Here is a 22,315-nt window from a genome sequence, read left to right as displayed (position 1 = left end):
AACCGCCGGCTTCAGGCGATCGCGCTCTATCGCCATTCAAGAGCGCGATTCACGCCTTCCAACCGCCGGCTTCAGGCGATCGCGCTCTATGGGCCGCCATTGGCCATCCAGCCGCCATCGACGGACATGATGGCGCCGTTGATCCAGGCCGCCGCCGGCGAGCCCAGGAAGCAGGCCATCCCCGCGATATCCGCCGGCAACCCGAAACGGCGCAGCGTCGTGCGGGCCATCAACGCCGTCTGGTCCAACTTGCCCTGCTGGATCAGCCTGTCGGCCATTGCGGTCCGCACATAGCCCGGCGCGATGCCGTTGACCCGCACGCCCGACGGCCCCCACTCGCTGGCCAGGGTGCGGACGATCTGCGACACGGCACCCTTGGTGGCGGTGTAGGCGATACGGTTCGGCGCGGCGGTCAGGCCGTAGATGCTGCTGGTCGCCAGAATCAGTCCCGCCCCCTGCGCCACCATGCGCCGCCCCGCCGCCTGCACCGTCAGGAACACGCCGGTCAGGTTCACATCCAGCACCGAACGCCATTCCGCCTCGGTCAGTTCCAGGGTCGGCTTGTTCTGGCTGATACCGGCATTGGCGAAGGCGACATCGACACCGCCCCAGGTGCGGTCCATTTCCACGAAGGCACGCTCCACGTCGGCGGCGTTGGCGACGGAGCCTTCCAGGCAGATCCAGCCTTGCGGCGCATCCGGCACCGGCACGCGGTCCAGGATACATATCTTGCCGCCGCGCGCCGCATAGGCATCCGCGACCGCGCGGCCGATGCCGTTGGCGCCGCCGGTCACCAGCAAGCGCGTGCCGGCCGGCGGATCGGCGGACAGGACAAGCGGTTCGGTCATGGGCGTTGTCTCCTCCTCAGGCCATCACACGGCCGAAGAGTGCACCGGCAGGCGGCGGAACGCCAACGATGGCAGGCAGCGTGGCCTTTATGCCGCGTCGATGCGAACCGTATTCCGCCCTTCGTTCTTTGCCCGATACAGCGCCCTGTCGGCACGATCCACGAGATCCCCCGTCCGCTCCCCCGGAACAAAAAGAGCCACGCCGATCGAACAGGTGACGATGCCGAACGATTCGCCGGAACTTCGGTTGATGACCGGCTGGTCAGCCAGCGTACTGCGAATCTTCTCGGCCAGCTGGGCAGCCTTATGTATGTCGGAGTCGGGCGTGATCACGGCAAACTCCTCCCCGCCATATCGCGCGGCGGTGTCGGCGGGGCCGATCTGGGATCGCAGGACATGCGCGAACAGGCGCAGCACCCGATCACCAACCGGGTGTCCGTAGGTATCGTTGAAGCGTTTGAAATGATCGATATCGAGCAGCAGGAGCGACAAGGCCGATTTGCGCGCGTCGGCCTGCATCGTGTGGCGCAACAATGTCGCGTCGAAATTGCGACGGTTCGCCAGGCCGGTCAGTGCGTCGATGAGCGCGGCCTGCTCCGCTGCCGTCAACCGTTCCTGCAGCGCATGAATGCTGGCCATCGCGTCCGCCAGCTGTGTCTCCAGCTTGCCGAGACGAACCCCCGCCAGGCGAGATGCGTCGCCGACCGTCGCCGAGGCACGCCGCACCGTCTCCACATCCGTCGGCCCATCCAAAGTCTCCGGCACCGCGGACAAGGCTTGATCCAGTGAAACCAGAACCCGCTGACCGTCTCCCATGTCCCGCAATACGGTGTTTGCCACGGTATGCAGACCGGTTGAAATTTCCCGTGCGACGGCAAGGTCGGATGGAATTTCAAAGAACTCTCGGTACAGGTCATCCAGGATGCCCGGCGTGATGGAGGCGCCGCTGTGCAGCAGGCTTGCGACGCGGCGACTGAGCGCCGGTTTATCAGACGCACAGACAGTGAACAAAATCTCATAATTTCGCGGCGTTGTGGGAATGCTGGCAGTCCTCATCAACTGCCAGGCCAGATCCCCGATCGCGCTAATCTTCTGGTATCCCTGCACGCACGCAGCCCCGGTCACCTGAGATATGGCCTCATTGAAGTCACGCCCGTAACGTGTCAATCGATATTTGAGCCACATCAACAACGATAGATTGCAATATTAAATGAGACGGACGTCAGTTTCCGCGCATCCGCATTCGATACGCAGAATGGCATTCGATATTTCCTGGGAACCATATCGGTCATGCAATCTCGGCTTGGGACACCCTGGTCGCCGTTCCATCCCGAACAGGCGATCCTTCACCGATCGTACATGGTCAGCTCGACCACCATCTTCAGGTGAAACGGGATGGCAAGAACGGCGGCATACCGGGCCGTGCTTGAACCTTCGCGGCCGATGCGGGCGGGCCTGGTGTTCCCCAGGGACCGCCGGAGACCCCATGCCACGGCGGGTCCGTCGGGACGGCGCCGTAACCGGTTTCAGTCCGGCGCGCCCAGTGCGCGATAGATTTCGGTCAGTTCCGGGCTCATCGGCAGATTGAGCGTCGCACCGTTCGGCAGCCTCTCGAGGAACCACCGGTCGTAACGCTCCGCCAACTCCCCGGAGGCGGCAAGGTGCCGGAATGTGGCGGTGATCAGCGCGGAGAAGTCCGGATCGTCCTTGCGGAAGCCGATCGCGTAGGGCTCATAGGACAGGTAGTTGCCGATGATCCGGTAGTCGGCGCCCACGCCGCGCAGCGCGACGACACCGGCCAGCAGCACGTCATCCGATGCCATCGCGTCCACCTGCCCCTCTGCCAGCGCATCGAACGCGGCGTCCGTACTCGGCAGGGGCTTGACCTCCAGGGGCGGCGATACCGTTGACGCCAGGCGCTGCATGACGGCCTCATTGGTCGTTCCGGCACTGACCGATACGCCGCGGCCGGCCAGCGCGCGGTAAGACCTGGCGGGGTTGCCACGTTTCACCATCAGCCTGGTGCCGGCCACGAAGAATACGGGAGAAAACGCGATCGTCCGAGCGCGCTCCGCGTTGGCGGTGGTGGAGCCGCATTCCAGGTCGATCGCATTGGACACCAGCATCGACAGCCGGGCGTCGGCCGCCACCGGAATGAACTGGATGCGGATGCCGCGCTGCCAGGCAGGGGCATCGGGCTCCAGCAGATCGCTGTGCAGCGCCGTAGCCACATCCCCCGCAATGGCCCTGCACAGATCGACCGTAAAGCCGATCGGCTGGCCGGCCTTATTGCGGAACGAAAATGGCACCGCACCGTCGCGGACCCCGATACGGATCGTGCCATGGTCATGGATCGTCTTCAGGGTCCCGGTGAGCAGGACATCGTCCTGCGCCCACGCGGGCAGGCCCGCCAGCAGAACGGTCAGCAGCAGGAGAGTGAAGCGGTGGATCACGCCACTTCGGGCTCCAGATCCTCGATCGTCTCACGATCCTCCGCATCGAAGATCAGCTGCCCCTCCCACTTGGCGACCACTGCGGCGGCCAGCGAATTGCCGATCACGTTGGTGGCGGAGCGGCCCATGTCGAGGAAGGTGTCGATGCCCAGGATCAGCAGCAACCCTTCTTCCGGGAGGTTGAACTGCGTCAGCGTGGCGGCGATCACCACCAGCGAAGCGCGCGGCACGCCGGCGACACCCTTGCTGGTGAGCATCAAGGTCAGCAGCATGGCGATCTTGGTACCCAGCGAAAGCTGGATGTCATAGGCCTGGGCGATGAAGATGGTTGCGAAGGTGCAGTACATCATCGTCCCGTCCAGGTTGAAGGAGTAACCCAGCGGCAGCACGAAGGCGCTGATCTTCCGCGCGATCGGAAACCTGGCGAGTTGTTCCAGCAGCTTCGGATACGCCGCCTCGGAACTCGCGGTCGAGAAGGCGAGCAGGAATGGTTCGCGCACCAGCATGACCAGCCGCTTGACGCCGGGGCCCAGGATCAGGAAGCCGACCACGACCAGCAGGATCCACAGGCATAGCAGGCCGAAGTAGAACTGGCCCATGAACTTGGCATAGGCGGCCAGGATACCCAGCCCGTTGGTCGAGATCGTCGCCGCCATGGCGCAGAACACCGCGAGCGGCGCCAACAGCATCACGTAGCCGGTCACACGCAGGATGATGTGCGACAGGGCCTCGATCCCTTCAAGCACCGCCTTGGCTCGGTCCCCCAACGCGGCGCAGGCGACGCCGAAGAACAGCGAGAATATGACAATCTGCAGAATTTCATTGTCCACCATGGGCTTGATCGCCGACTCCGGGACCACGTGCTTGATGAACCCGTCCAGCGACATGGCGTGGGCATCGATGCCTGACCGCATCCCGGCCGCCACCTTGTGGACGCCAACCCCCGGCTCGAACAGATCGACCAGGATCAGCCCCAGCGTCAGCGATACCAGCGAGGCGCAGATGAACCACAGCATGGCCTTGCCGCCGACGCGCCCGACAGCACCCGCATCGCTCATGTGGCCGATGCCGACCACCAGGGTGGAGAACACCAGTGGGGCTATGATCATCTTGATGAGCCGCAGGAAGATCATGCTGCCGATCGAGACGTAGCCGGCAATGTCCTTCTGCGTCGCCGGGCTATCGATCTGGGCATGCACCAAACCGCCGACCGCGATCCCCAGGATCATCGCGATCAGGATATAGGTCGTCATCCGGCTCGATTTCATGCGCCCCCCTTCGCCAGCCCCGCTTGAGCAGGCGGGAAGACCATGAGCATGCGACCGATTGCAATTCCGTTGCAATCCCCGACGCACTGGCCGCCCGGCCGCGCCTGCCAGCCACCCGCGCAGCGGGCGGTGACGCATTTCACCGCCCCGACCGCCGCGTACGCAATGCTGAAAACCAAACCCCGGCAGGCCGGCGCCCGATCGGCCGTGCAGACCGATCTGCCCCGCTAGCGGCTCTGTTCCACCGCCTTCTCCCCCCAAGGCGAACCGATCCCACGGCACCGCCCACGGCACCGCCCACGGCACCGTTGGAGCCCGCGGCGCCTGCGGCACCTTGCACGCGGTGCCCGGCCGCCTCACATGTCCGGGCATGCGAAGGCGCGCACGACCTCTTCCGAACCTGATCGCCAGCCTGATGCAGGCATCGGGCGAAACGATCCTGCGGCGGACCGCGATGATGGCGCGCGGCACCTGCAATGCCGCTGAATATCAGCGCATGGTCACGGAGAAAATGCACGCCTCGCGGCGCGCGGGGCTGGCGTTGATGCGTGGCCAAGGTCCGCATGCCGTGCTGGCACCGTACCTGCGGGCGGCAACAGCGAACGCTCGGCGGCTGCGCGGCAAGTAGTCGTCGGCAGACCTGTCACCGCCCCCCCTCATTCCGGCGGGCTTCATTCCTGCGCGCTTCAGCCCATCTGGCCTCATTCCATCTGGCCTCATTCCATCTGGCGCCGCGGGCCGGCCGCTGGCACGCTTCGCCGGCACGTGCCGTTCGCGGCGTGTCAGCAGGGGAACCGCGCCATGGCAGGCATCTACCACGCCGACTTCAAGCCCTCGCCCTATTGGTGGGAAGCCTGGACACCAACCGCCACCAACCCGGCCGAGGTGCCGGCGCAGGTGCGGGTGGCGATCGTCGGCGGCGGCTATGGCGGCCTGTCCGCCGCGCTGGAACTGGCAAAGAACGGCGTCGATTGCGTCGTCCTGGAAGCCAATGAGCTGGGCTTCGGCGCCAGTACCCGCAATGGCGGCGCGGTCAGCGGCGGCGTCAATATCGGCAAGAGCTTTTCAGGCAAGGGCCTCGATCCGACCTCGGACCGGGCGCGCGGCGTGCTGGCGGACGGGTCGGATGCGTTCGCACTGATCGAGCGCCTGATCGCCGAGGAATCCATCGACTGCTTCTGGCAGAAGCGCGGCCGCTTCGTGGGGGCCTGGACGCCCAAACATTACGCGGCGCAGGAGAAGAAGCTCGCCCTGCTGAACGACGCCGCGAAATCGGGGGCCTTCATGGTGCCACGCGAACGCCAGCGGGAGGAAATGGCGAGCGACTATTACTATGGCGGCATGGTCGTGGAACGCTCCGCCTCGCTGCATCCCGCGCTCTATTACAAGGGCTTGCTGGATGCGTGCCGTCGCCGCGGTATCACCATCTGCGCCAAGACACCGGTGCAGCGGATTACCGGGCAGGAGGGCGCGTGGGAGGTGCGGACGGCCCGCGGTCCGGTTCGCGCTGACCAGGTGGTCATCGCGACCAATGGCTATACCGGCGACATCACGCCGGAATTGAAGCGGCGGGTGGTGCCGTTGGCGAGCCATATCATCGCCACCGAGGAATTGCCGGAGGGCCTGGCGCACAGCCTGATCCCGAAAGGCCGCACCCTGTCCGACACGCGGCGGGTCCTCTGCTACTACCGCATGTCACCGGACGGGAAACGGATGGTGTTCGGAGGACGCGCACGGTTCACACAAGTCACGGCGGCCGAAAGCGCCCCCGTCCTGTACCAGTTCATGACCGAGCGCTTCCCACAATTGAAGGGCGTGGCGGTGACCCATGCCTGGACCGGCAATGTCGCCTTCACGCTGGACGCCCTGCCGCATATGGGACGCCAGCCGGATGGGATGCACTATCTGCTGGGTTGCAATGGCAGCGGCGTCGCCATGATGACCTATCTGGGCTGGCAGACCGCCAGGAAGATCGCCGGCGTCGCCAACCGGCCCAGCGCCTATGACACCGAGGACTTCCCCACGCATCCCTTGTACACCGGCAATCCCTGGTTCCTGCCGGCGATCGGGCGGTGGTACCGGTTCCGCGACGACCTCGATCGCCGCCTGGCGCGTCTGACCGGCTGATCCACCGCCGCAGATCACCGACCAAGTCCGGTCGATACAACCCTTGGTAGCGGCACCCGTTCCAAAACCGGCGGCTGTCCGTCCATGCGCGGTTGATCCCTGTCGCAACGGTACATGGCGAAAACAACGTATGGTTGTATATCAACTTATTGAAAGTATTAGGTTTCCCGGCAGTATCCATTAACCTTTGATTAACCTTTTGCGGTCCAAAACTGTGCATCCGCCGCGCACGAGTCGTCCGGCCCGTGGAAAAACCAAGGGAAAACCCCATGACAGCGCTACGACTTGCCCACACGCCAGTACCGGCCCCCGCTGAGCCGGTCCCACCTGCACAATATGGCGTGATCTCCCTGTTCGCCTTCAAGGCCGAGGCCGCGAACCAGCTGGAAGCCGACCTGCCGCAAGGCTGGACCGTTGAGCGGTTCATCGACCCGGATGGGGACCTGTCCATCATCATCCTGCCCGACGACGACGATCCGGTTCGGCCGGCGTTCCTGCTGCATGACCGGAATGAGATCCCCCATGTCGCCACCATCGTCGCCGATGACTGGCAATCCGACCGTCCCTGCGCTTCCTGGGCCGCGGCAGCCGCCACGGTGATCGGCCTCGTCGGCGGCACTTCCCGGCCGCGCGCCGCATTGCAAGCCGCCTGACGCGGGACATCTCACCGTCTCGCAAGAAACGTTCAAGGCGCCGCGGTCGGACCACGAGGGGCGTCCGGCATGCGTGCGCGATGCATCACCCGTTCAGCCGGATGCGGCGGCTCCTGCGGACCACGTACCGTGGCCACGCGGCGCCACTACTCCCATATCGCGTCGACGACGCGGCCGTCCTCGCCGATCACGATCGTCAACCGGTCTGGGTTGCGCTGCACATCGCCGATACCATCCTCCGGCCGGATGACCCGCGCATTAGGCGGCAACGATTCCTGCCGCAACAGCTTGTCCTCCGGCACGCCGTTCGGCGCCGTTGCGCCCTTGGCAACGAAATACCGTCCGATACACACCGTGCATGGCTCGGGCGGCGGAGCCACCTCGATCGAGCCGGCCGCATCCTGCAACAGCACACTGTTGGTGGCCCCGCGCACACGGATCGCCTTGAACGGATGATCCGGCGGCAGCGGCAACATGGCGAACAGCGGCACGTAGCCGGTCGGCGCCATCGACTCGGCGGGTGGTGACGCCACCAGCACGAGGTTCAGCACATTGTCCGGTGGCACGGTCCGGGTCAGCGGCACCAGCTCGGCGCCGGACCAGCCGTCCGAACTGGTCAACCCGCTGACCATCACCATGTCGAGCCCAGGTTTCAGCTTGCTGTGCAAAATCTCGATGCCGGTGATGGCAAAAACCGGCAGCCGTTCATCCAGCGGAGTCTGTTCGTCATCCGAGCTTCCCGCGTCCTGCGTGGTCATGCCGGGCACCGCGACGGGATTGGCCGAGCCCGTGGAGGCCGCAGGCTTGGCGGCCGGCGCCGTATGCGTGGGTACCGGCGTGGGTACCGCGCGGGTCGCGGCAGATGGACCGGAGGCAGAGTGCGGCGCGGTCTGCGCCGACGCGGTGGCAACGCCAAAAGGCAGCTGGCCCGATGGAGCCAGATCCGGCGGGATCAGACCCAACGGCATCGGACCCGATGTCAGCATCAGACACGTGGTCAGCAGACGGAGTTTGGGCATGGCGGGTTCCCTATGGCGACGGCGGCGCGGCGTGCTGCGGGATCGGCTGGTCCAGCGTCGGGCCGAACCGTTCCAGCGCGTCCAGGATCAGATCGGTGGGCACCATCTGGGTCAACTCGCAGAACCGTGTGCGATCGCTGTCAAGGCGACCATTTTCGGACAGTTTGTTCACCGGAGCGCCGCCACCGCAAACCGAAAAATACTCGCAGCCCTTTTGGCACCGCGCCACGCCAGCCGCGATATCACGCCATAGCTGCCGCATTACGTCACTCTCCAGCATCTGCGCCAGGCTGTGCGTGTGGACATTGCCGACGATGAAGTCCGCATAATCGGCATGCCGGAGGCCCAGAAGCTCAGGCGAGAAACTGGACACGTCGCCGTTGGCGGCAACGTTCACCATGCCAAACGGCACCACCTGCTCATTGCGGATGGGCGCCTCATCGGGCCGGACGATGCGCGGCAGCATCGAGTCGATTTCGCGGATGAAGCGGATATCGCCGCGCGCCCGGGCCCCGCGCCAGAACCGACCCAGGAAATCGGCGAAGCGCTGGCGCAAGCCGGCCTGCGCGAACAGACCAGAGGTGTGGTCGCCCTCGGATTCCTCGACATTGAAGCAGATCTGGTCGATGCCGGCCTCGGTATAGAAGTCCAGAAGGGACTCGGGGTCGTCCAGGCTGTCGGCGGTCAGGACCGTAATCACGTGAAAATCCACGCCGTGCTCCCGCAGCAGGCGGATACCTTGCATGGTCCGGTCGAAGGTACCGGCGCCGTTGCGGGTCTTCCGGTAGCGGTCGTGCAATGGCCGCGGCCCGTCGATGCTGACACCGACGCCGACATCGTGTTCCCGGAACAAGGCGCACCAGCCGGGTGTGACCAGCATGCCATTGGTCTGCACGGCGTGGCGCAGCCGGATCGGCGGCGGCCGCAATTCCTCGATCAACGCGAAGGCGACGCGATAATAGTCGACCGGAAGCACCAGCGGCTCTCCGGCGTGCCAGATCACGGTCAGCTCCGGCTCGCACCAGCCGGACTCGAAGACGCGCCGAAATGCGGCGCGGATGGTGTCCGGTGCCATCACCGCCCGGTCAGACCGGTTCGGCAGATAGCAGTAAGTACAGGCTATGTTGCAGAACGGCGTCGGCTGCAGGACCAGCGTGTCGATCCGCGGCGTCGGGATCATCCCGCCCGGACCCTACCAGTTGCGCCAGAAATTTGGCCAACCCCCGTTGCCCCAGTTGTGCCAGCCCCCGTTGCGCCAGCCATTGCCCCAGTTGCGCCAGCCGCCGTTCGCCCAACCCCCGTTGCGCCAGCCATTCGGCCACCGCCAGCCGCCGTTGCCCCACACACGGGGACCGATATTCCCCCACCATGCCTTGCGGACCGCCGGGTCCACCAGCGTGTCAACCGCGGGATGTGCCGCCGCCTGCGACACTGCGGAGCGGATCGCGGCCAGTCTGGCAGCCACGCCCGGCTGGTTGGCCGGGTCGGCGGCAAGTTTCCCGGGCGCGGCCGCCAAGGCCGCCGATGCGCCAGCCACTCCAAGCGGGAGCAGTGTCGCGAGCACTCGGATGGTGCGCTGTATCGAACTCATGTCCTCATGCCTCCGTGCCGAGCGCCCTTGGGTGCGGATGCCGGATAGCCGGCAGCGCGCATCCCGGGGGCAGACATTGGGATGGACGGTGATGCCGTGATTTCATCGTGGCCTGGCTATGTCGTATGCGTGTATCGCGGCGTTTTGAAGGCGCTCCGTGGCAGAACCACGGCGAAAGCGGGGCATTTCCTCAGCTTTGCGGGACTGCCTCCAGGATACGGCAGCGCACGAGGTTCATCGGGCGGAGGCTCAATACGACGTCGCCGCTCTGGTTGACCGTCTCGATCAGCGTCGTCAGCATGCCCCGATCAGGCTTGGTGCGCGACCGGCGCGCCTGCTGCACCGAGGCCCTCACCGACAGCGTGTCGCCTGGCCGCACCGGGGCCGGCCAGCGCAACTCGTCGATGCCAGGCGACGGCAGCCCGTTATGCGGCAGAAAATTGTCAGCGATCAGGCGCATGGTCAGCGACATGGTCTGCCAGCCGCTGGCGATCACCCCGCCGAACGGTCCGGCCTTGGCCAACGTCTTGTCCACATGCATCGCCTGCGGGTCATAGATGGTGGCGAAAGCGACGATCTCGTCCTCCGACACGGTGAAGCTGCCCAGGTGATAGGTCGCGCCGACCTCATAATCCTCGAAGAACCGATTCTCGGGCGGCGTGGCGAACACGGCGTTCATGGCGCTCCTGCGGGCTGGAGAAGATCAGGTCCGACAGCGCCGATGCGCAACGCGGGTACCCTTGGGTCGGATACTGCCACGCCCCAGGATCACCCGGCAACGCGGGCATCGTGCGCCAGCAGGGCCTCGGCGGCATGGACGACCTGCGCCACCGAAAGGCCGGCCATGGTGCCGTCCGGTGCCACCACCGCCGCGGCGCGCGGGCCCGCCGGGCCATAGATCATGGCGTCGGTGGGGCCGAACAGGCCAACGGTCGGAGCGCCGGCCGCCGCAGCCATGTGCATCAATCCGGAATCATTGCCGACGAACAGGCTCGCTCTGGCCAGGCACGCGGATACCTCGGGCAGACTCAGCCGCGCGGTCAGGTCGATCGACTCCGGCAGCAGCGCTCGCAGCGGCGCAGCCATGGCCACCTCGGTCGATCCGGGGCCGGCCAGGATGACCGGCACGGCGCCGGGCAGCCTTGTGGCCGCCAAATGGCTGAACATTGCGGCGAACCGAGCGGCCGGCCATACCTTGGGTGCCCAGTTGGCGGTGGGGGCCAATACGATCAGGGGACGGTCCGCCGGCAGCAGGGCCGCCACACGCGCGCGGTCGGCGTCGTTGAACCAGGCCACCGGCAACGGCGGCGGCGACAGGCGCAACGTGGCGGCAAGCTGCGCGATCTTGGGCCCGGGGCCGCGCCGGAACACCGCGCGCCGCCGCGTCGGCACCAGCCAGGCGATCGCCGATGCCCTGATATCCACCACGAGATCCCACAGCGTGATGGCCGCCCGGGCCCAGAGCGGCAGCCAATGGCGCCCCCAGCGCTGTTTGCGGAACACGATCGTCCGCTCACGGTTGGGCATGCGGTCGAACAGGCCCGCCGCGACCGGCCCACACACGATTGTAATCCGGGCGGTGGGGTGAGTCCGGACCAGATGGTTCAGCAGGCCGGTGGACAGCACCGCATCGCCGAGCCGGTTGGAGGTGACGAACAGGATTCGCATGCAACGCCGGACGTAGCAGGGGTTTGACCGGCAGGCCACGCTGGGGCAAGCGTGCGCGCCAACGGATCGTGAGGAGATGCCACCAATGCCGGACCCCCATTCGGATGCAACTGTCGTAACGCTGGGCGAGGACTACCCGGAGCTGCGCGACTCGGTGCGCAAGATCTGCGCCCGCTATCCCGGCAGTTACTGGAACGAGCTGGAGGACCAGCAGGCGTATCCGACCGCGTTCGTCGATGAGCTGACCGAGGCCGGCTTTCTGGGTGCATTGATCCCCGAGGAATATGGTGGTTCCGGCCTGCCGCTGCGCGCCGCGGCGGTGATCCTGGAGGAGATCAACGCCAATGGCTGCGTCGCCAGCCAGGGCCATGCGCAGATGTACATCATGGGCACGTTGCTGCGGCACGGATCGGACGCCCAGAAGAAGGAGTATCTGCCGCAGATCGCATCGGGAAAGCTGCGGCTGCAGGCTTTCGGGGTGACGGAGCCGACCACCGGGTCCGACACCACGCAGCTGAAGACGCGGGCGGTGCGCGACGGTGACTCCTATATCGTGAACGGGCAGAAGGTGTGGACCTCGCGCGCCATGCACTCCGACATGATGCTGCTGCTGGCGCGCACCACCTCGGTCGATGAGGTGAAGAAGCGCAGCGACGGCTTGTCGGTGTTCCTGATCGACATGCGGGAGAAGAACCAGGGCAAGGGGCTGGAGGTCCGCCCGATCAAGGCGATGATCAACCACAACACGACGGAAGTGTTCTTCGACAATTTCCGCATCCCGGCCAGCAGCCTGATCGGGCAGGAAGGGCGCGGCTTCCGCTATATCCTGGACGGCATGAATGCGGAACGCATCCTGGTGGCCAGCGAGGCGGTGGGCGACGGGCGATGGTTCGTGAAGAAGGCGACCGCCTACGCCAATGACCGCGTGGTGTTCGGCGCGCCGATCGGCAAGAACCAGGCTGTGCAGTTCCCGATCGCCCGAGCCTGGGCCGAGCTGGAGGCGGCGGACATGATGTGTCGCCGTGCCGCCGCACTGTTCGACAACCGCCAGGAATGCGGCGCGGACGCGAATGTGGCGAAACTGCTCGCCTCGGAAGCGGCGTGGAAGGCGGCCGATACCTGCATGCAGACGCATGGCGGGTTCGCCTATGCGCGCGAGTATGAGATCGAGCGCAAATGGCGGGAAGTGCGGCTGTACCAGATCGCGCCGATCTCCACGAACCTGATCCTGGGCTATGTCGGCCAGCATGTGCTGGGGATGCCGCGGTCGTATTGAAGGCGGCCGGCAGGCTGGGACCGGTGCGGGGACATCTGTCTCTGTGCCGGTCGTCGTTCTCCGGCGCGCCGGGCGCTGCCGCTGGTCAAATTGGCGAATATTTTGCTACTCGAACAAGTATAAATGATAGATATCATCTTGAGCATCCGCGTCGAACGCGGACGGTCTGCCCAGGCTTCCGCGTCCACGATAACGGTCACAACCCAACGACGTGCGTGCAGCGGCGCTGCCTTGTGCCGCGCATTATAGTTACTAATACGTAACGATATCCATCCCGACAGGCGCGGTCATGCGCGGAGCGGCACGGCGAGGCATCCTGAAAAACGCGGCTTCGCTGACGGCGGCGTGCGTGCCGGCCCGTCCGGCCATCGCCAAGGGACGGGTAGACTGGTGGATCCACCTGCGGCTCGGGAAACCGGCCGTGACCGTGGGCACCGGCACCCTGTTGCTGGCACGGAACGAGTATCCGTGCAGATTCCTGACCGGCTGCACAGGGGCGGTTCCTGAACAGCGATGAGGCATCGTGGAACCTGATGATGGCCGCTACGATCATCTGCGCGCCACCACTCGTCGTGATCTGCCATGGCTTCCGTCACTCCATGACGTCCGGACCGAGCATGGGCGGCCCGCAAGGATAAAAGGCGGCGCCTGTTTCCGGCTGCTCGGAAAATGAAAAAGCGACATTCCCTCGGCGACGACGCTTCGCTAAGGTGCCACGCGATAAGGCTTGGTGTTGGGGGAAATGCCGATGCGAGGATCCCGCCTGTTCGGCGCGGCGGCAATATTGTGCGGGCTGCTTGCGCCGGGATTTGCTTCGGTTGCCATGACGCAGCAGCAGGGCGGGACACTGCGCGTCACCCATCGTGACAATCCGCCCAGTGCCTCGATCCTCGAGGAGGCGACCATTTCCACCGACATGCCATTCATGGCGGTGTTCAACAATCTTGTCGTGTTCGACCCGGAGAGTCCCGTCAACCGTCTCGACAGGATCGTCCCCGACCTGGCGACGTCCTGGGCCTGGAGCGATGATAACCGGACGCTGACCTTCCAGCTTCACCACAACGTCACGTGGCACGACGGCAAACCCTTCACCAGCGCCGACGTGAAGTGCACCTGGGACATGCTGACCGGCAAGACCGACAGCAAACTGCGGAAAAATCCACGAAAGACCTGGTGGTTCAACATCAAGGACGTCGCCACCGACGGCGATGACAAGGTGGTCTTCCATCTGAAAGACCCCCAGCCCTCGATCATGGCGATGTTCGCCAGCGGTTTTGCCCCGGTCTATCCGTGCCATGTGCCGGCAAACCAGATGCGCACGCATCCGATCGGCACCGGCCCGTTCATGTTCAAGGAGTTCAAGCAGAACGAGTCGATCAAGCTGGTGCGGAATCCGAATTACTGGAAGCCCGGCAAGCCCTATCTGGACGCCATCGAGTACACCATCATTCCCAACCGGGCGACGATGGTCCTGGCGATGGTGACGGGAAAATTCAACCTGACCTTCACCGGTGAGCTGACTCCGCAACTGATGAAGGACATCCAGCAGCAGGCACCCTCCCTGCAATGCGTGATGCAGTCGACCAACACCCAGGGCAACCTGCTGGTGAATCGCGAACGGCCGCCCTTCGACAACCCGCTGATCCGCAAGGCGATGACGCTGGCGATCGATCGCAAGGCATTCTCCGACATTCTCAGCCAGGGCGCCTACCCCGTCGGCGGCGCGAACCTGCCGCCGCCGGAAGGGTTCTGGGGCTGGTCGAAGGAATACATGGAGACGGTGCCGGGCTACGGCGCGGATGTCGAGAAAAGCCGGGAGGAGGCACGCAAGATCATGCGCTCCCTGGGCTATGGCCCGGACCACTTGCTGCCGCTGAAGGTCACGACGCGGAACATCCAGGACTATCGGGACGCTGCCGTGATCCTGATCGACCACCTGAAAACGATCTACATCCAGGCGGAACTGGAACCGATCGACACGTCCGTCTGGTACGCGCGGCTGCTGCGCAAGGATTTCTCGGTGGCCATGAACATCCAGGGTACCGGCACCGATGATCCGGACGTGCAGTTCTTCGAGAATTACCTCTGTGGATCGGAACGTAACTACACATCGTATTGCAATCCGGAGCTGGAGAAGAAGTTCCACGAGCAATCGATGATGCAGGACATCGACGCCCGCCGGAAGCTGGTGTGGGAGATCGACAAGCAGTTGCAGGAAGACGGCGCCCGCCCGGTGGTGTTCTTCGCCGAGGCCGGCACCTGCTGGTGGCCGCGCGTCCATGGCATCCGGATCGCCCGCAACACGATCTACAATCACTGGCGGTTCGAGGACGTCTGGCTGGATCAATAGCTGCATGTTCCTGTATTTCCTCCGCCGCCTCGGGCTGATGGTCTTCACCCTGTTCGGTGTATCGATCGCGATCTTCCTGTTGCTGCGGATCGCGCCCGGCAACATCGCCGACATCCTGTTCGATTCAGCCGGCATGATCGACCCGGCCGAGAAACAGAAGATCATCTCCGACCTGGGGCTCGATCAGCCGCTGGTGATCCAATACCTGCACTGGCTGAACGGCCTGGTGCATGGCGATTTCGGCTATTCCTACGTGTCCGAAAAGCCCGTGCTGCAGGAGGTGCTGCCGCGCATCCCCATCACCGCGCGGCTGGCGCTGCTGGCGATCCTGTTCGCTGTCTGCACCGGCGTGCCAGTCGGCGTGGTCAGCGCGGTGCGGCAGAACTCGGCGATCGATTATGTGCTTCGCGTGTTCAGCCTGGCCGCCCTGTCGATGCCCGCCTTCTGGCTGGGCCTGCTGGTGCTGATGGCCTTCGTCAACTGGGCCGGCGTGCTGCCGATCTATGACCAGGCGCCGGACAGTCTCTGGGCCGCCCTGCTGATGTTCGGCGTGCCCGCCGCCACGGTCGGGCTACGCAGCTCCGCGCTGATCATGCGTCTCACCCGATCCTCGATGCTGGAGGTCATGCGCCAGGACTATATCCGCACCGCTCGGTCGAAGGGCCTGTCCGAACCGGCGGTCACCTTCATTCACGCGCTTCGCAACGCGATGCTTCCGGTGATCACCACCATCGGCGTGGAAACCGCCTTCCTGTTCGGCGGCCTGGTGGTGACGGAAACCGTCTTCAACATTCCCGGCGTCGCCCGTTTCCTGGTGGAGGCCATCCGCTGGCGCGACTATCCGATGGTGCAGAACCTGGTCATGTTCATCGCCACGGTGGTCGTGGCGGTCAACCTTCTGGTCGACCTGACCTATGCCATCGTCGATCCCCGCATCCGGCTCGGCTCATGAGCGAACTCATCTATCTGGCCCGGCGCTACCCGCTGGGGGTGGCCGGCGGCCTGATCCTGGTTGTCTTCGTGTTCGTCGCGATCTTTGCCAACGCGATCGCACCACTGGACCCGCTGACCACCAACCCGAAGGCGTCACTTGCGCCGCCGGGGAACACCTATCTGCTGGGCGCCGACATGATGGGCCGCGACGTCTTGTCCCGGCTGATCCACGGCGCCCGCATCTCCCTGGCCGTCGCACTGGGCGCCACCCTCATCGGCAGCGGCCTGGGGGCGCTGCTGGGCCTCGCCTCGGGCTATGTCGGCGGCTGGTTCGACCTGGTCGTGCAGCGCCTGGCGGAGATCATGCAGTCGCTGCCGCTGCTGGTCATGGCGCTGGTCATCACCGCCTCGTTGGGGCCGTCGCTGACCAATACGATCATCGCCATCGCCATCCCGCTGATCCCGAACGTCGCGCGCGTGATCAGGGCGAACGTGCTGTCGTTGCGGGAACTGAACTATGTGGAGGCGGCGCGGGCGATCGGCATGCGCAACAGCCGCATCGCGCTGCTGCACGTCATGCCGAACACCCTGGCGCCGCTGATCGTGCTGGCCACGGCGCAGCTTGGGTCCACCATCCTGACCGAGGCATCACTGTCCTTCCTGGGCCTGGGCGTGCCGGAGCCTTATCCGTCCTGGGGCCGCATGCTGTCCGAATCGGCAGCGGAATATATGCGCAGTGCGCCATGGCTGGTGATCTTTCCGGGCGTCGCCATCAGTCTGGTGGTGTTCGGAGCCAACCTGTTCGGCGACGCGCTGCGCGACTACCTCGACCCGCGGATGGGAGACTGACATGGCACCGGTTCTGGAAGTCTCCGGCCTGTCCACGGTGTTTCATACGCGTGGCGGCACCGTTCGCGCCGTGCAGGACATGTCGTTCAGCGTCGAACCAGGGGAATTGCTGGCGGTTGTCGGGGAATCCGGCTGCGGCAAAACCATGATGGCGCTGTCCTTGATGCGGCTGATCCCCTCGCCGCCCGGCAAGATCGTCGCCGGATCGGTGCGCGTCGCCGGCACCGACCTGCTGACCTTGGACGAGGCGGCGATGCGCAAGGCGCGCGGCAGCGAGATCGCGATGATCTTCCAGGAGCCGATGACGGCGCTGAACCCGCTGCTGACCGTCGGCCGCCAGATCTCGGAGATGGTCGCCCTGCACGAGAACGTTTCGGGCAAGGCGGCAAGGGAGCGGGCGGTGGAAATGCTGCACCATGTCCGCATCCCCGAACCGCGCCGCCGGGCGGGCGAGTATCCGCACCAGATGTCGGGCGGCATGCGGCAGCGCGCGATGATCGCCATGGCCCTGGCCTGCAAGCCCAAGGTGCTGATCGCCGATGAGCCGACCACCGCCCTGGACGTGACGATCCAGGCACAGGTGCTGGACCTGATCGACGATCTTCGCCAGGAGATGGGCACCGCGGTCGTCCTGATCACGCATGACCTGGGCGTGGTGGCCGAGGTCGCGGACCGCATGATCGTGATGTATGCCGGCCGCAAGGTGGAGGAGGGTGGCATCGGCGACCTTTTCGCCGATCCGAAGCACCCGTATTTACGCGGCCTGCTGGCATCGGTGCCGCGCATCGGTCAGCCGAAGCGTCTGCAGGAGATCGCCGGCACCGTGCCGCCATTGAGCAACCTGCCGCCAGGTTGCGCCTTCGCCCCGCGCTGCCCCAGCGCAATCGACACCTGCCGCGACACGATGCCCGGCCTGGAACCGAAGCGGCCGAACCATCTTGCCGCCTGCTGGGTGAGCTGACCATGCTGCTGGAAGTCAACGACCTGCGGAAATACTTTCCGGGACCGAGCGGATGGCTGGGCAAAGCCGCGGACCATGTCCATGCGATCGATGGCGTCAGCTTTGCCATTCAGGAAGGCAAGACGCTCGGGCTGGTCGGCGAAAGCGGCTGCGGCAAGTCCACCGTCGGCCGCTCCATCCTGCGGCTGATCGAGCCGACATCCGGAACCATACGGTTTGAGGGCACCGACATCACCGGCATGGCGTCGCGCCAGCTTCGGGCATTGCGGCGGCGGATGCAGATCGTGTTTCAAGACCCCTATTCGTCACTGAACCCACGCCGCCGGGTCGGCGATATCGTGGCGGAACCCTTGCTGGTCCACGGCATCGCCAGCCGGTCGGAACGGCGTGCCAAGACCCAGGCGCTGTTCGAACGGGTAGGCCTGCGCCCGCAGCAGATGGAGTTGTACCCGCACCAATTCTCCGGCGGGCAGCGCCAGCGCATCTCCATCGCGCGAGCGCTCGCGCTGGGGCCGAAGCTGATCGTTGCGGATGAGCCCGTCTCGGCGCTGGACGTATCGGTGCAGGCACAGGTGATCAACCTGCTGATGGACCTGCAGACGCAGGAAAAGCTGTCCTACCTGTTCATCTCCCACAACCTGGCGGTCGTGGAGCATGTCAGTCACCAGGTGGCGGTGATGTATCTGGGCCGGATCGTCGAGTACGCGGATACCAAGCAGATCTTCGACCGGCCGCTGCATCCCTACACCCAGGCGCTGATGACGGCGGTCCCGATGCCGGACCCGTCGCGGCGGCGGCAGAAGCAGCATCTGGGCGGCGATGTGCCCAGCCCGGTGAACCGCCCACCCGGCTGCCACTTCCATCCGCGCTGCCCGCTGGCGCAGGATCGTTGCCGCAGTGAGGACCCGATGCCGCGGGAGGTCGAACCCGGACACCAGGTGGCCTGCCACCTGGCCTGATCCATTCAAGACCCTGATCCATTCAAGACAAGGAAACGACATATGGCCGATCAATTGCCTCATCTCTGCCTCGTCGCGGTGCCTGGGCGGCGGCGCCGCACCATCGAGGTGGCACAGGAGATCGAGCGCCGCGGCTTCCCCGGCATCTTCTCGCCCAGCATGTTCGGCAACATGTCGTTCTGCGAGGCGCTGGCCTGGAACACCTCGACAATCCGCTTCGGCACCGCCATCGCGCCGATCTATCAGCGCACCGTGACGGATTTCGCGCAGAGCGCGGCGGTGATGCACGAAGTGTCCGCCGGCCGGTTCAGCCTCGGCATTGGGATCGCCCACGGCCCCGCCCATATCCGCATGGGTGTCACGCCCGGCAAGCCACTGGGCGATATCCGCGGCTTCGTGGAACGGTTCCGCGCGCAGGAGGGGCTGGGGACGCTGCCGCCGATCATCGTCGCCGCACTCCGTCAGAAAATGGTCGCCCTGGCGGGGGAGATCGCCGAGGGCGTGGTATTCGCCAACGCCTGCCTGTCGCACATGAGCGCCTCGCTGGCGGCACTGCCGGACGCAAAGCGGAGCGATCCGTCGTTTTTTATCGGCAACATGATCCCCACCTGCATCAGCGACGATATCGAGGCGGCGAAGGCGGTGAACCGCCGCACCCTGACCGGTTATGGGCTGCTGCCGAATTATCGGAACTACTGGCGCGAAGCCGGCTATCAGGAGGAGATGGACGCGGTCGAAAAGGCCATCGCGGAGGGCCGCCAGTCGGACATTCCGAAATGCTATTCCGACAAGTGGCTGGCGGACAACACGCTGTTCGGCCCGGCCGCGAAAGTGCGGGAAGGCGTGGCGGCCTGGCGCGCCGCCGGCATCCGCGACCTGATCATCGTGCCCTCCTCCGCCGCGGGCAACCAGATGAGGGCCATCGAGGAAGTGTTCGCCGCCTTTGCGTAACCCTGCCATGCAAGTCTTGACCTGAGGCCGGAACAGCGCACCCTGGGCGACAGCGCACCCTTGGGCGCCAATATTCAAGAGGACGTCCCACTCATGACGACAGCGGCGCGGCTGCCAAGGCCGGCCATCATCCTGGCCGGCGCGGCCACGATGATGAGCCTGGGGATGGGCATGCGGCAGAGCCTGGGCCTGTTCCTGCCGCCGATGACCCATTCCATCGCGCTGACAGCCGCGGACTTCACCCTGGCCGTGGCGGTGCAGAACATCACCTGGGGCCTGTGCCAGGCACCTGTGGGGGCCTTCGCCGACCGGCACGGCATGCGGCTGGCAATGATGGCGGGCGGCGTGCTGTACATCATCGGCATGCTGGCGATGCTGGTGGCACAAGGGCCGGTGATGTTGGCGGTCTCCGGCGCCTTCATCGGCATGGCCCTGGCCTGCACGGCATCCTCGTTGGCAATGACCGCATCCGCCAGGGCGGTGCCCGCGGAAAAGCGCAGCCAGATCCTGGGGCTGGTCGGTGCCTGCTCCTCGGTCGGCACCCTCGTCATCGCGCCGATCGTGCAGGAGATCCTGGCCCGCTGGCATTGGCATGTCGGCGTGCTCTTCTTCATCGTGCTGGCCGCGGCGATGATCCCCGCCGCCTTCATGGCCGGCGCCGTGGACCGGATGCCGCCGCCGGCGGAACGCCGGGCGACGATGGGGGAGGTGATCGGGTCGGCGTTGACCAGCCGGCCGTTCCTGGTGATGGCAACAGCCTATTTCGTCTGCGGCCTGCAGCTGATCTTTCTGACGACCCACCTGCCCAACTACCTGGCAATCTGCGGCCAGAGCCCAATGCTGGGCGCCTCTGCCCTCGCCACCATCGGCGGCGTCAACATCTTCGGCTCCTGGTTCGCCGGCTGGCTTGGCGCGCGGTTTCCGAAATACATCCTGCTGGGCCTGCTGTACGTCTCACGCTCTGTGGTGATCACGCTGTATTTCATCACGCCGCCGACGCCAGCTTCGACCATCGCCTTCGCGGCGGCGATGGGCATGCTATGGCTGGGCGTCATCCCGCTGGTGTCGGGCTATGTCGCCGAGTTGTTCGGCACCCGATATATGGCGACGATCCTGGGCCTGTCCTTCGTGGTGCATCAGCTCGGATCAGTGATCGGCGCCTGGGGCGGCGGGCTGATCTTCGATGCCTTCCATTCCTACGATTATGCCTGGCGTTTCGGCGTCACGATGGGCGTCATTGCCGGCGTGGCCCAGATCACGCTCGGCGGCCCCGTGTTGCCGGGCATCGGCCGCCGCCCACGCCCGGCCTTGGTCGGCGGCTAAAGCACGATAGAGTCGGGTTGGACTCTATCGTGCCTTATCACCTCTTTGATTCAACAGCGCGATTCACGCCTTCCAACCACCTGCTTCAAGCGATCGCGCTTTAGCCATACACCTCGGGATTGATCGTATTTTCCTTGATCGGCGCGCCGTCCAGCACGCTCAGGATGTTTTTCGACGTCGCAACGGCCATCGCCTCGATCGCCTCCACTGTGACGCCGGCCATGTGCGGGGACGAAATGACCGTGTCCAGCGACAGCAGCGGGTTGTCGGCCGGGGTCGGTTCCTGCTCGAACACGTCGAGCCCGGCGCCGGCGATATGACCCGACTTCAGCGCGTCATAGAGGGCCTTTTCATTGATGATGCCGCCCCGCGCGGTGTTGACGATGAAGGCGCCCTTCTTCATCAGCCCGAACCGCCGGGCATCGAACATGTTCACGGTTTCGGGGTTCTTCGGGCAATGGATGCAGACGAAATCGGCGTTCGGCAGTGCCGCGTCCAGATCCTTCACCGGCGTGTAGCCGGCGGCCGTGATCGCCTCGGGTTTCACATAGGGGTCGTACACCTGCACGCTCATGTCGAACGCGGCACACCGCCGCGCGGTGCGGGTCCCGATACGGCCGAAGCCGATGATGATGACGGTCTTGCCGGCCAGTTCCATCGGCGGCACCGCATGGCGCTGCGCCCACTTGTCCTGCCGGACCAGCGCATCCATCGCGCGGTTCAGCTTGGCCAGGGCGATAATCAGGTGAAACGCCTGCTCCGCCACGGACGTCGAGTTCGCCGTCCCCGCGACCATCAGCGGCACACGCCGGGCGCTCAATGCCGGTACCTCCACCGCGTCATAGCCGACGCCGATGCGCGCCACGACCTGCATGGCGGGGGAGGCATCCATCTCGGCCTGCTTGTATGGCGTACCGGACAGCGCGATCCCCGCCACATCGGCCAGCATCGGCAGCAGTTCCGCCTGCGAGATGCCGGCGGAATAGATGATCGTTTCGATATCATCGCGGGATTGCATCAGCGCGATGCCGGCCTTGCCCATCGTGTGCGGCAGCATCACCTTGCGTTTATTCGAAGCCATGACAG

Annotated in this window: 22 protein-coding genes; 12 read left to right on the top strand and 10 right to left on the bottom strand. The window is 65.3% G+C overall.

Annotation, left to right across the window (positions count from 1 at the left end; genetic code table 11):
• Nucleotides 1–86: 86 nt before the first annotated feature.
• The 4 genes from VHC04_RS16685 to VHC04_RS16670 all read right to left on the bottom strand — a co-directional run bounded on the left by VHC04_RS16685 (nucleotide 87) and on the right by VHC04_RS16670 (nucleotide 4,554).
• Entirely contained in the window at nucleotides 87–848 is a 762-nt protein-coding gene (locus tag VHC04_RS16685; protein WP_325683313.1) for an SDR family NAD(P)-dependent oxidoreductase, read from the bottom strand.
• Between the two features lie 87 nt (nucleotides 849–935).
• Nucleotides 936–1,973, bottom strand: coding sequence for a GGDEF domain-containing protein (locus VHC04_RS16680; RefSeq protein WP_325683311.1), 1,038 nt, complete (start codon nucleotides 1,971–1,973; stop codon nucleotides 936–938).
• 401 nt (nucleotides 1,974–2,374) lie between these two features.
• Nucleotides 2,375–3,301 carry an amino acid ABC transporter substrate-binding protein gene (locus tag VHC04_RS16675; RefSeq protein ID WP_325683309.1) on the bottom strand — a complete coding sequence of 309 codons (927 nt, stop codon included), beginning with the start codon at nucleotides 3,299–3,301 and terminating at the stop codon, nucleotides 2,375–2,377.
• Nucleotides 3,298–4,554: a dicarboxylate/amino acid:cation symporter gene (locus VHC04_RS16670; protein ID WP_325683307.1), complete on the bottom strand. Its 1,257-nt coding sequence runs from the start codon at nucleotides 4,552–4,554 to the stop codon at nucleotides 3,298–3,300. Before VHC04_RS16670 ends, VHC04_RS16675 begins: the two co-directional genes overlap by 4 nt.
• Nucleotides 4,555–4,617: 63 nt before the next feature.
• On the opposite strand from VHC04_RS16670, the gene VHC04_RS16665 reads away from it, so the two are divergent.
• The 4 genes from VHC04_RS16665 to VHC04_RS16650 all read left to right on the top strand — a co-directional run bounded on the left by VHC04_RS16665 (nucleotide 4,618) and on the right by VHC04_RS16650 (nucleotide 7,349).
• Nucleotides 4,618–4,800: a hypothetical protein gene (locus VHC04_RS16665; protein ID WP_325683305.1), complete on the top strand. Its 183-nt coding sequence runs from the start codon at nucleotides 4,618–4,620 to the stop codon at nucleotides 4,798–4,800.
• Nucleotides 4,801–4,984: 184 nt separating this feature from the next.
• A complete protein-coding gene (locus VHC04_RS16660; RefSeq protein ID WP_325683303.1) occupies nucleotides 4,985–5,197 on the top strand; it encodes a hypothetical protein in 213 nt (70 codons plus the stop codon).
• Nucleotides 5,198–5,370: 173 nt separating this feature from the next.
• Entirely contained in the window at nucleotides 5,371–6,696 is a 1,326-nt protein-coding gene (locus tag VHC04_RS16655) for an NAD(P)/FAD-dependent oxidoreductase (RefSeq protein ID WP_325683301.1), read from the top strand.
• Between the two features lie 269 nt (nucleotides 6,697–6,965).
• Nucleotides 6,966–7,349 (top strand): hypothetical protein, encoded by a 384-nt coding sequence (locus tag VHC04_RS16650; RefSeq protein WP_325683299.1) that lies wholly within the window; start codon nucleotides 6,966–6,968, stop codon nucleotides 7,347–7,349.
• Between the two features lie 146 nt (nucleotides 7,350–7,495).
• On the opposite strand, the gene VHC04_RS16645 is transcribed toward VHC04_RS16650, so the two are convergent.
• The 5 genes from VHC04_RS16645 to VHC04_RS16625 form a co-directional block, all read right to left on the bottom strand.
• Nucleotides 7,496–8,368 (bottom strand): hypothetical protein, encoded by an 873-nt coding sequence (locus VHC04_RS16645; RefSeq protein WP_325683297.1) that lies wholly within the window; start codon nucleotides 8,366–8,368, stop codon nucleotides 7,496–7,498.
• Nucleotides 8,369–8,378: 10 nt separating this feature from the next.
• A complete protein-coding gene (gene grrM, locus VHC04_RS16640; protein ID WP_325683295.1) occupies nucleotides 8,379–9,548 on the bottom strand; it encodes a cyclophane-forming radical SAM/SPASM peptide maturase GrrM/OscB in 1,170 nt (389 codons plus the stop codon).
• Between the two features lie 12 nt (nucleotides 9,549–9,560).
• Entirely contained in the window at nucleotides 9,561–9,959 is a 399-nt protein-coding gene (gene grrA, locus VHC04_RS16635; RefSeq protein WP_325683293.1) for a GrrA/OscA1 family cyclophane-containing rSAM-modified RiPP, read from the bottom strand.
• 190 nt (nucleotides 9,960–10,149) lie between these two features.
• Nucleotides 10,150–10,638, bottom strand: a complete 489-nt coding sequence (locus VHC04_RS16630; protein ID WP_325683291.1) for a MaoC family dehydratase — start codon at nucleotides 10,636–10,638, stop codon at nucleotides 10,150–10,152.
• 89 nt (nucleotides 10,639–10,727) lie between these two features.
• A complete protein-coding gene (locus VHC04_RS16625) occupies nucleotides 10,728–11,627 on the bottom strand; it encodes a glycosyltransferase family 9 protein (protein ID WP_325683289.1) in 900 nt (299 codons plus the stop codon).
• Nucleotides 11,628–11,712: 85 nt separating this feature from the next.
• Between VHC04_RS16625 and VHC04_RS16620 the strand changes: the two genes are divergently transcribed.
• From VHC04_RS16620 to VHC04_RS16585, 8 genes are all read left to right on the top strand, one after another.
• Entirely contained in the window at nucleotides 11,713–12,903 is a 1,191-nt protein-coding gene (locus tag VHC04_RS16620; protein ID WP_325683287.1) for an acyl-CoA dehydrogenase family protein, read from the top strand.
• Between the two features lie 748 nt (nucleotides 12,904–13,651).
• The gene (locus VHC04_RS16615) at nucleotides 13,652–15,253 is read left to right on the top strand and encodes an ABC transporter substrate-binding protein (protein ID WP_325683285.1); all 1,602 of its coding nucleotides are present in this window, start codon (nucleotides 13,652–13,654) and stop codon (nucleotides 15,251–15,253) included.
• 4 nt (nucleotides 15,254–15,257) lie between these two features.
• Nucleotides 15,258–16,205: an ABC transporter permease gene (locus VHC04_RS16610; RefSeq protein ID WP_325683283.1), complete on the top strand. Its 948-nt coding sequence runs from the start codon at nucleotides 15,258–15,260 to the stop codon at nucleotides 16,203–16,205.
• On the top strand, nucleotides 16,202–17,035 hold the full coding sequence (locus VHC04_RS16605) for an ABC transporter permease (RefSeq protein WP_325683280.1): 834 nt from the start codon (nucleotides 16,202–16,204) through the stop codon (nucleotides 17,033–17,035). The genes VHC04_RS16610 and VHC04_RS16605 overlap by 4 nt, the downstream gene beginning before the upstream one ends.
• Before the next feature lies 1 nt (nucleotide 17,036).
• Nucleotides 17,037–17,996 carry an ABC transporter ATP-binding protein gene (locus VHC04_RS16600; RefSeq protein WP_325683278.1) on the top strand — a complete coding sequence of 320 codons (960 nt, stop codon included), beginning with the start codon at nucleotides 17,037–17,039 and terminating at the stop codon, nucleotides 17,994–17,996.
• A 2-nt stretch (nucleotides 17,997–17,998) separates the two neighbouring features.
• Entirely contained in the window at nucleotides 17,999–18,955 is a 957-nt protein-coding gene (locus tag VHC04_RS16595) for an ABC transporter ATP-binding protein (protein ID WP_325683276.1), read from the top strand.
• 42 nt (nucleotides 18,956–18,997) lie between these two features.
• On the top strand, nucleotides 18,998–19,906 hold the full coding sequence (locus VHC04_RS16590; protein ID WP_325683274.1) for an LLM class flavin-dependent oxidoreductase: 909 nt from the start codon (nucleotides 18,998–19,000) through the stop codon (nucleotides 19,904–19,906).
• Nucleotides 19,907–19,999: 93 nt separating this feature from the next.
• A complete protein-coding gene (locus VHC04_RS16585; RefSeq protein WP_325683272.1) occupies nucleotides 20,000–21,229 on the top strand; it encodes an MFS transporter in 1,230 nt (409 codons plus the stop codon).
• A 100-nt stretch (nucleotides 21,230–21,329) separates the two neighbouring features.
• Here VHC04_RS16585 and VHC04_RS16580 read toward each other — a convergent pair whose 3' ends face one another.
• On the bottom strand, nucleotides 21,330–22,310 hold the full coding sequence (locus VHC04_RS16580) for a hydroxyacid dehydrogenase (RefSeq protein ID WP_325683271.1): 981 nt from the start codon (nucleotides 22,308–22,310) through the stop codon (nucleotides 21,330–21,332).
• Between the last annotated feature and the right edge of the window lie 5 nt (nucleotides 22,311–22,315).

The organism is Rhodopila sp. (genome assembly GCF_035548095.1).
Lineage (GTDB): Bacteria > Pseudomonadota > Alphaproteobacteria > Acetobacterales > Acetobacteraceae > Rhodopila.
Note: the sequence above shows the minus strand (reverse complement) of the source record. Positions and strands in the feature narration are given on the sequence as shown.

What these genes read in the sequence shown, in the direction of transcription:
- VHC04_RS16580 (WP_325683271.1), bottom strand. Translation starts at nt 22,310, where the DNA reads ATGGCTTCGAATAAACGCAAGGTGATGCTGCCGCACACGATGGGCAAG.
- VHC04_RS16685 (WP_325683313.1), bottom strand. Translation starts at nt 848, where the DNA reads ATGACCGAACCGCTTGTCCTGTCCGCCGATCCGCCGGCCGGCACGCGC.
- VHC04_RS16665 (WP_325683305.1), top strand. Translation starts at nt 4,618, where the DNA reads ATGCGACCGATTGCAATTCCGTTGCAATCCCCGACGCACTGGCCGCCC.
- VHC04_RS16605 (WP_325683280.1), top strand. Translation starts at nt 16,202, where the DNA reads ATGAGCGAACTCATCTATCTGGCCCGGCGCTACCCGCTGGGGGTGGCC.
- grrA (WP_325683293.1), bottom strand. Translation starts at nt 9,959, where the DNA reads ATGAGTTCGATACAGCGCACCATCCGAGTGCTCGCGACACTGCTCCCG.
- VHC04_RS16615 (WP_325683285.1), top strand. Translation starts at nt 13,652, where the DNA reads ATGCGAGGATCCCGCCTGTTCGGCGCGGCGGCAATATTGTGCGGGCTG.
- grrM (WP_325683295.1), bottom strand. Translation starts at nt 9,548, where the DNA reads ATGATCCCGACGCCGCGGATCGACACGCTGGTCCTGCAGCCGACGCCG.
- VHC04_RS16670 (WP_325683307.1), bottom strand. Translation starts at nt 4,554, where the DNA reads ATGACGACCTATATCCTGATCGCGATGATCCTGGGGATCGCGGTCGGC.
- VHC04_RS16660 (WP_325683303.1), top strand. Translation starts at nt 4,985, where the DNA reads ATGCAGGCATCGGGCGAAACGATCCTGCGGCGGACCGCGATGATGGCG.
- VHC04_RS16625 (WP_325683289.1), bottom strand. Translation starts at nt 11,627, where the DNA reads ATGCGAATCCTGTTCGTCACCTCCAACCGGCTCGGCGATGCGGTGCTG.
- VHC04_RS16650 (WP_325683299.1), top strand. Translation starts at nt 6,966, where the DNA reads ATGACAGCGCTACGACTTGCCCACACGCCAGTACCGGCCCCCGCTGAG.
- VHC04_RS16630 (WP_325683291.1), bottom strand. Translation starts at nt 10,638, where the DNA reads ATGAACGCCGTGTTCGCCACGCCGCCCGAGAATCGGTTCTTCGAGGAT.
- VHC04_RS16610 (WP_325683283.1), top strand. Translation starts at nt 15,258, where the DNA reads ATGTTCCTGTATTTCCTCCGCCGCCTCGGGCTGATGGTCTTCACCCTG.
- VHC04_RS16595 (WP_325683276.1), top strand. Translation starts at nt 17,999, where the DNA reads ATGCTGCTGGAAGTCAACGACCTGCGGAAATACTTTCCGGGACCGAGC.
- VHC04_RS16600 (WP_325683278.1), top strand. Translation starts at nt 17,037, where the DNA reads ATGGCACCGGTTCTGGAAGTCTCCGGCCTGTCCACGGTGTTTCATACG.
- VHC04_RS16585 (WP_325683272.1), top strand. Translation starts at nt 20,000, where the DNA reads ATGACGACAGCGGCGCGGCTGCCAAGGCCGGCCATCATCCTGGCCGGC.
- VHC04_RS16655 (WP_325683301.1), top strand. Translation starts at nt 5,371, where the DNA reads ATGGCAGGCATCTACCACGCCGACTTCAAGCCCTCGCCCTATTGGTGG.
- VHC04_RS16620 (WP_325683287.1), top strand. Translation starts at nt 11,713, where the DNA reads ATGCCGGACCCCCATTCGGATGCAACTGTCGTAACGCTGGGCGAGGAC.
- VHC04_RS16645 (WP_325683297.1), bottom strand. Translation starts at nt 8,368, where the DNA reads ATGCCCAAACTCCGTCTGCTGACCACGTGTCTGATGCTGACATCGGGT.
- VHC04_RS16590 (WP_325683274.1), top strand. Translation starts at nt 18,998, where the DNA reads ATGGCCGATCAATTGCCTCATCTCTGCCTCGTCGCGGTGCCTGGGCGG.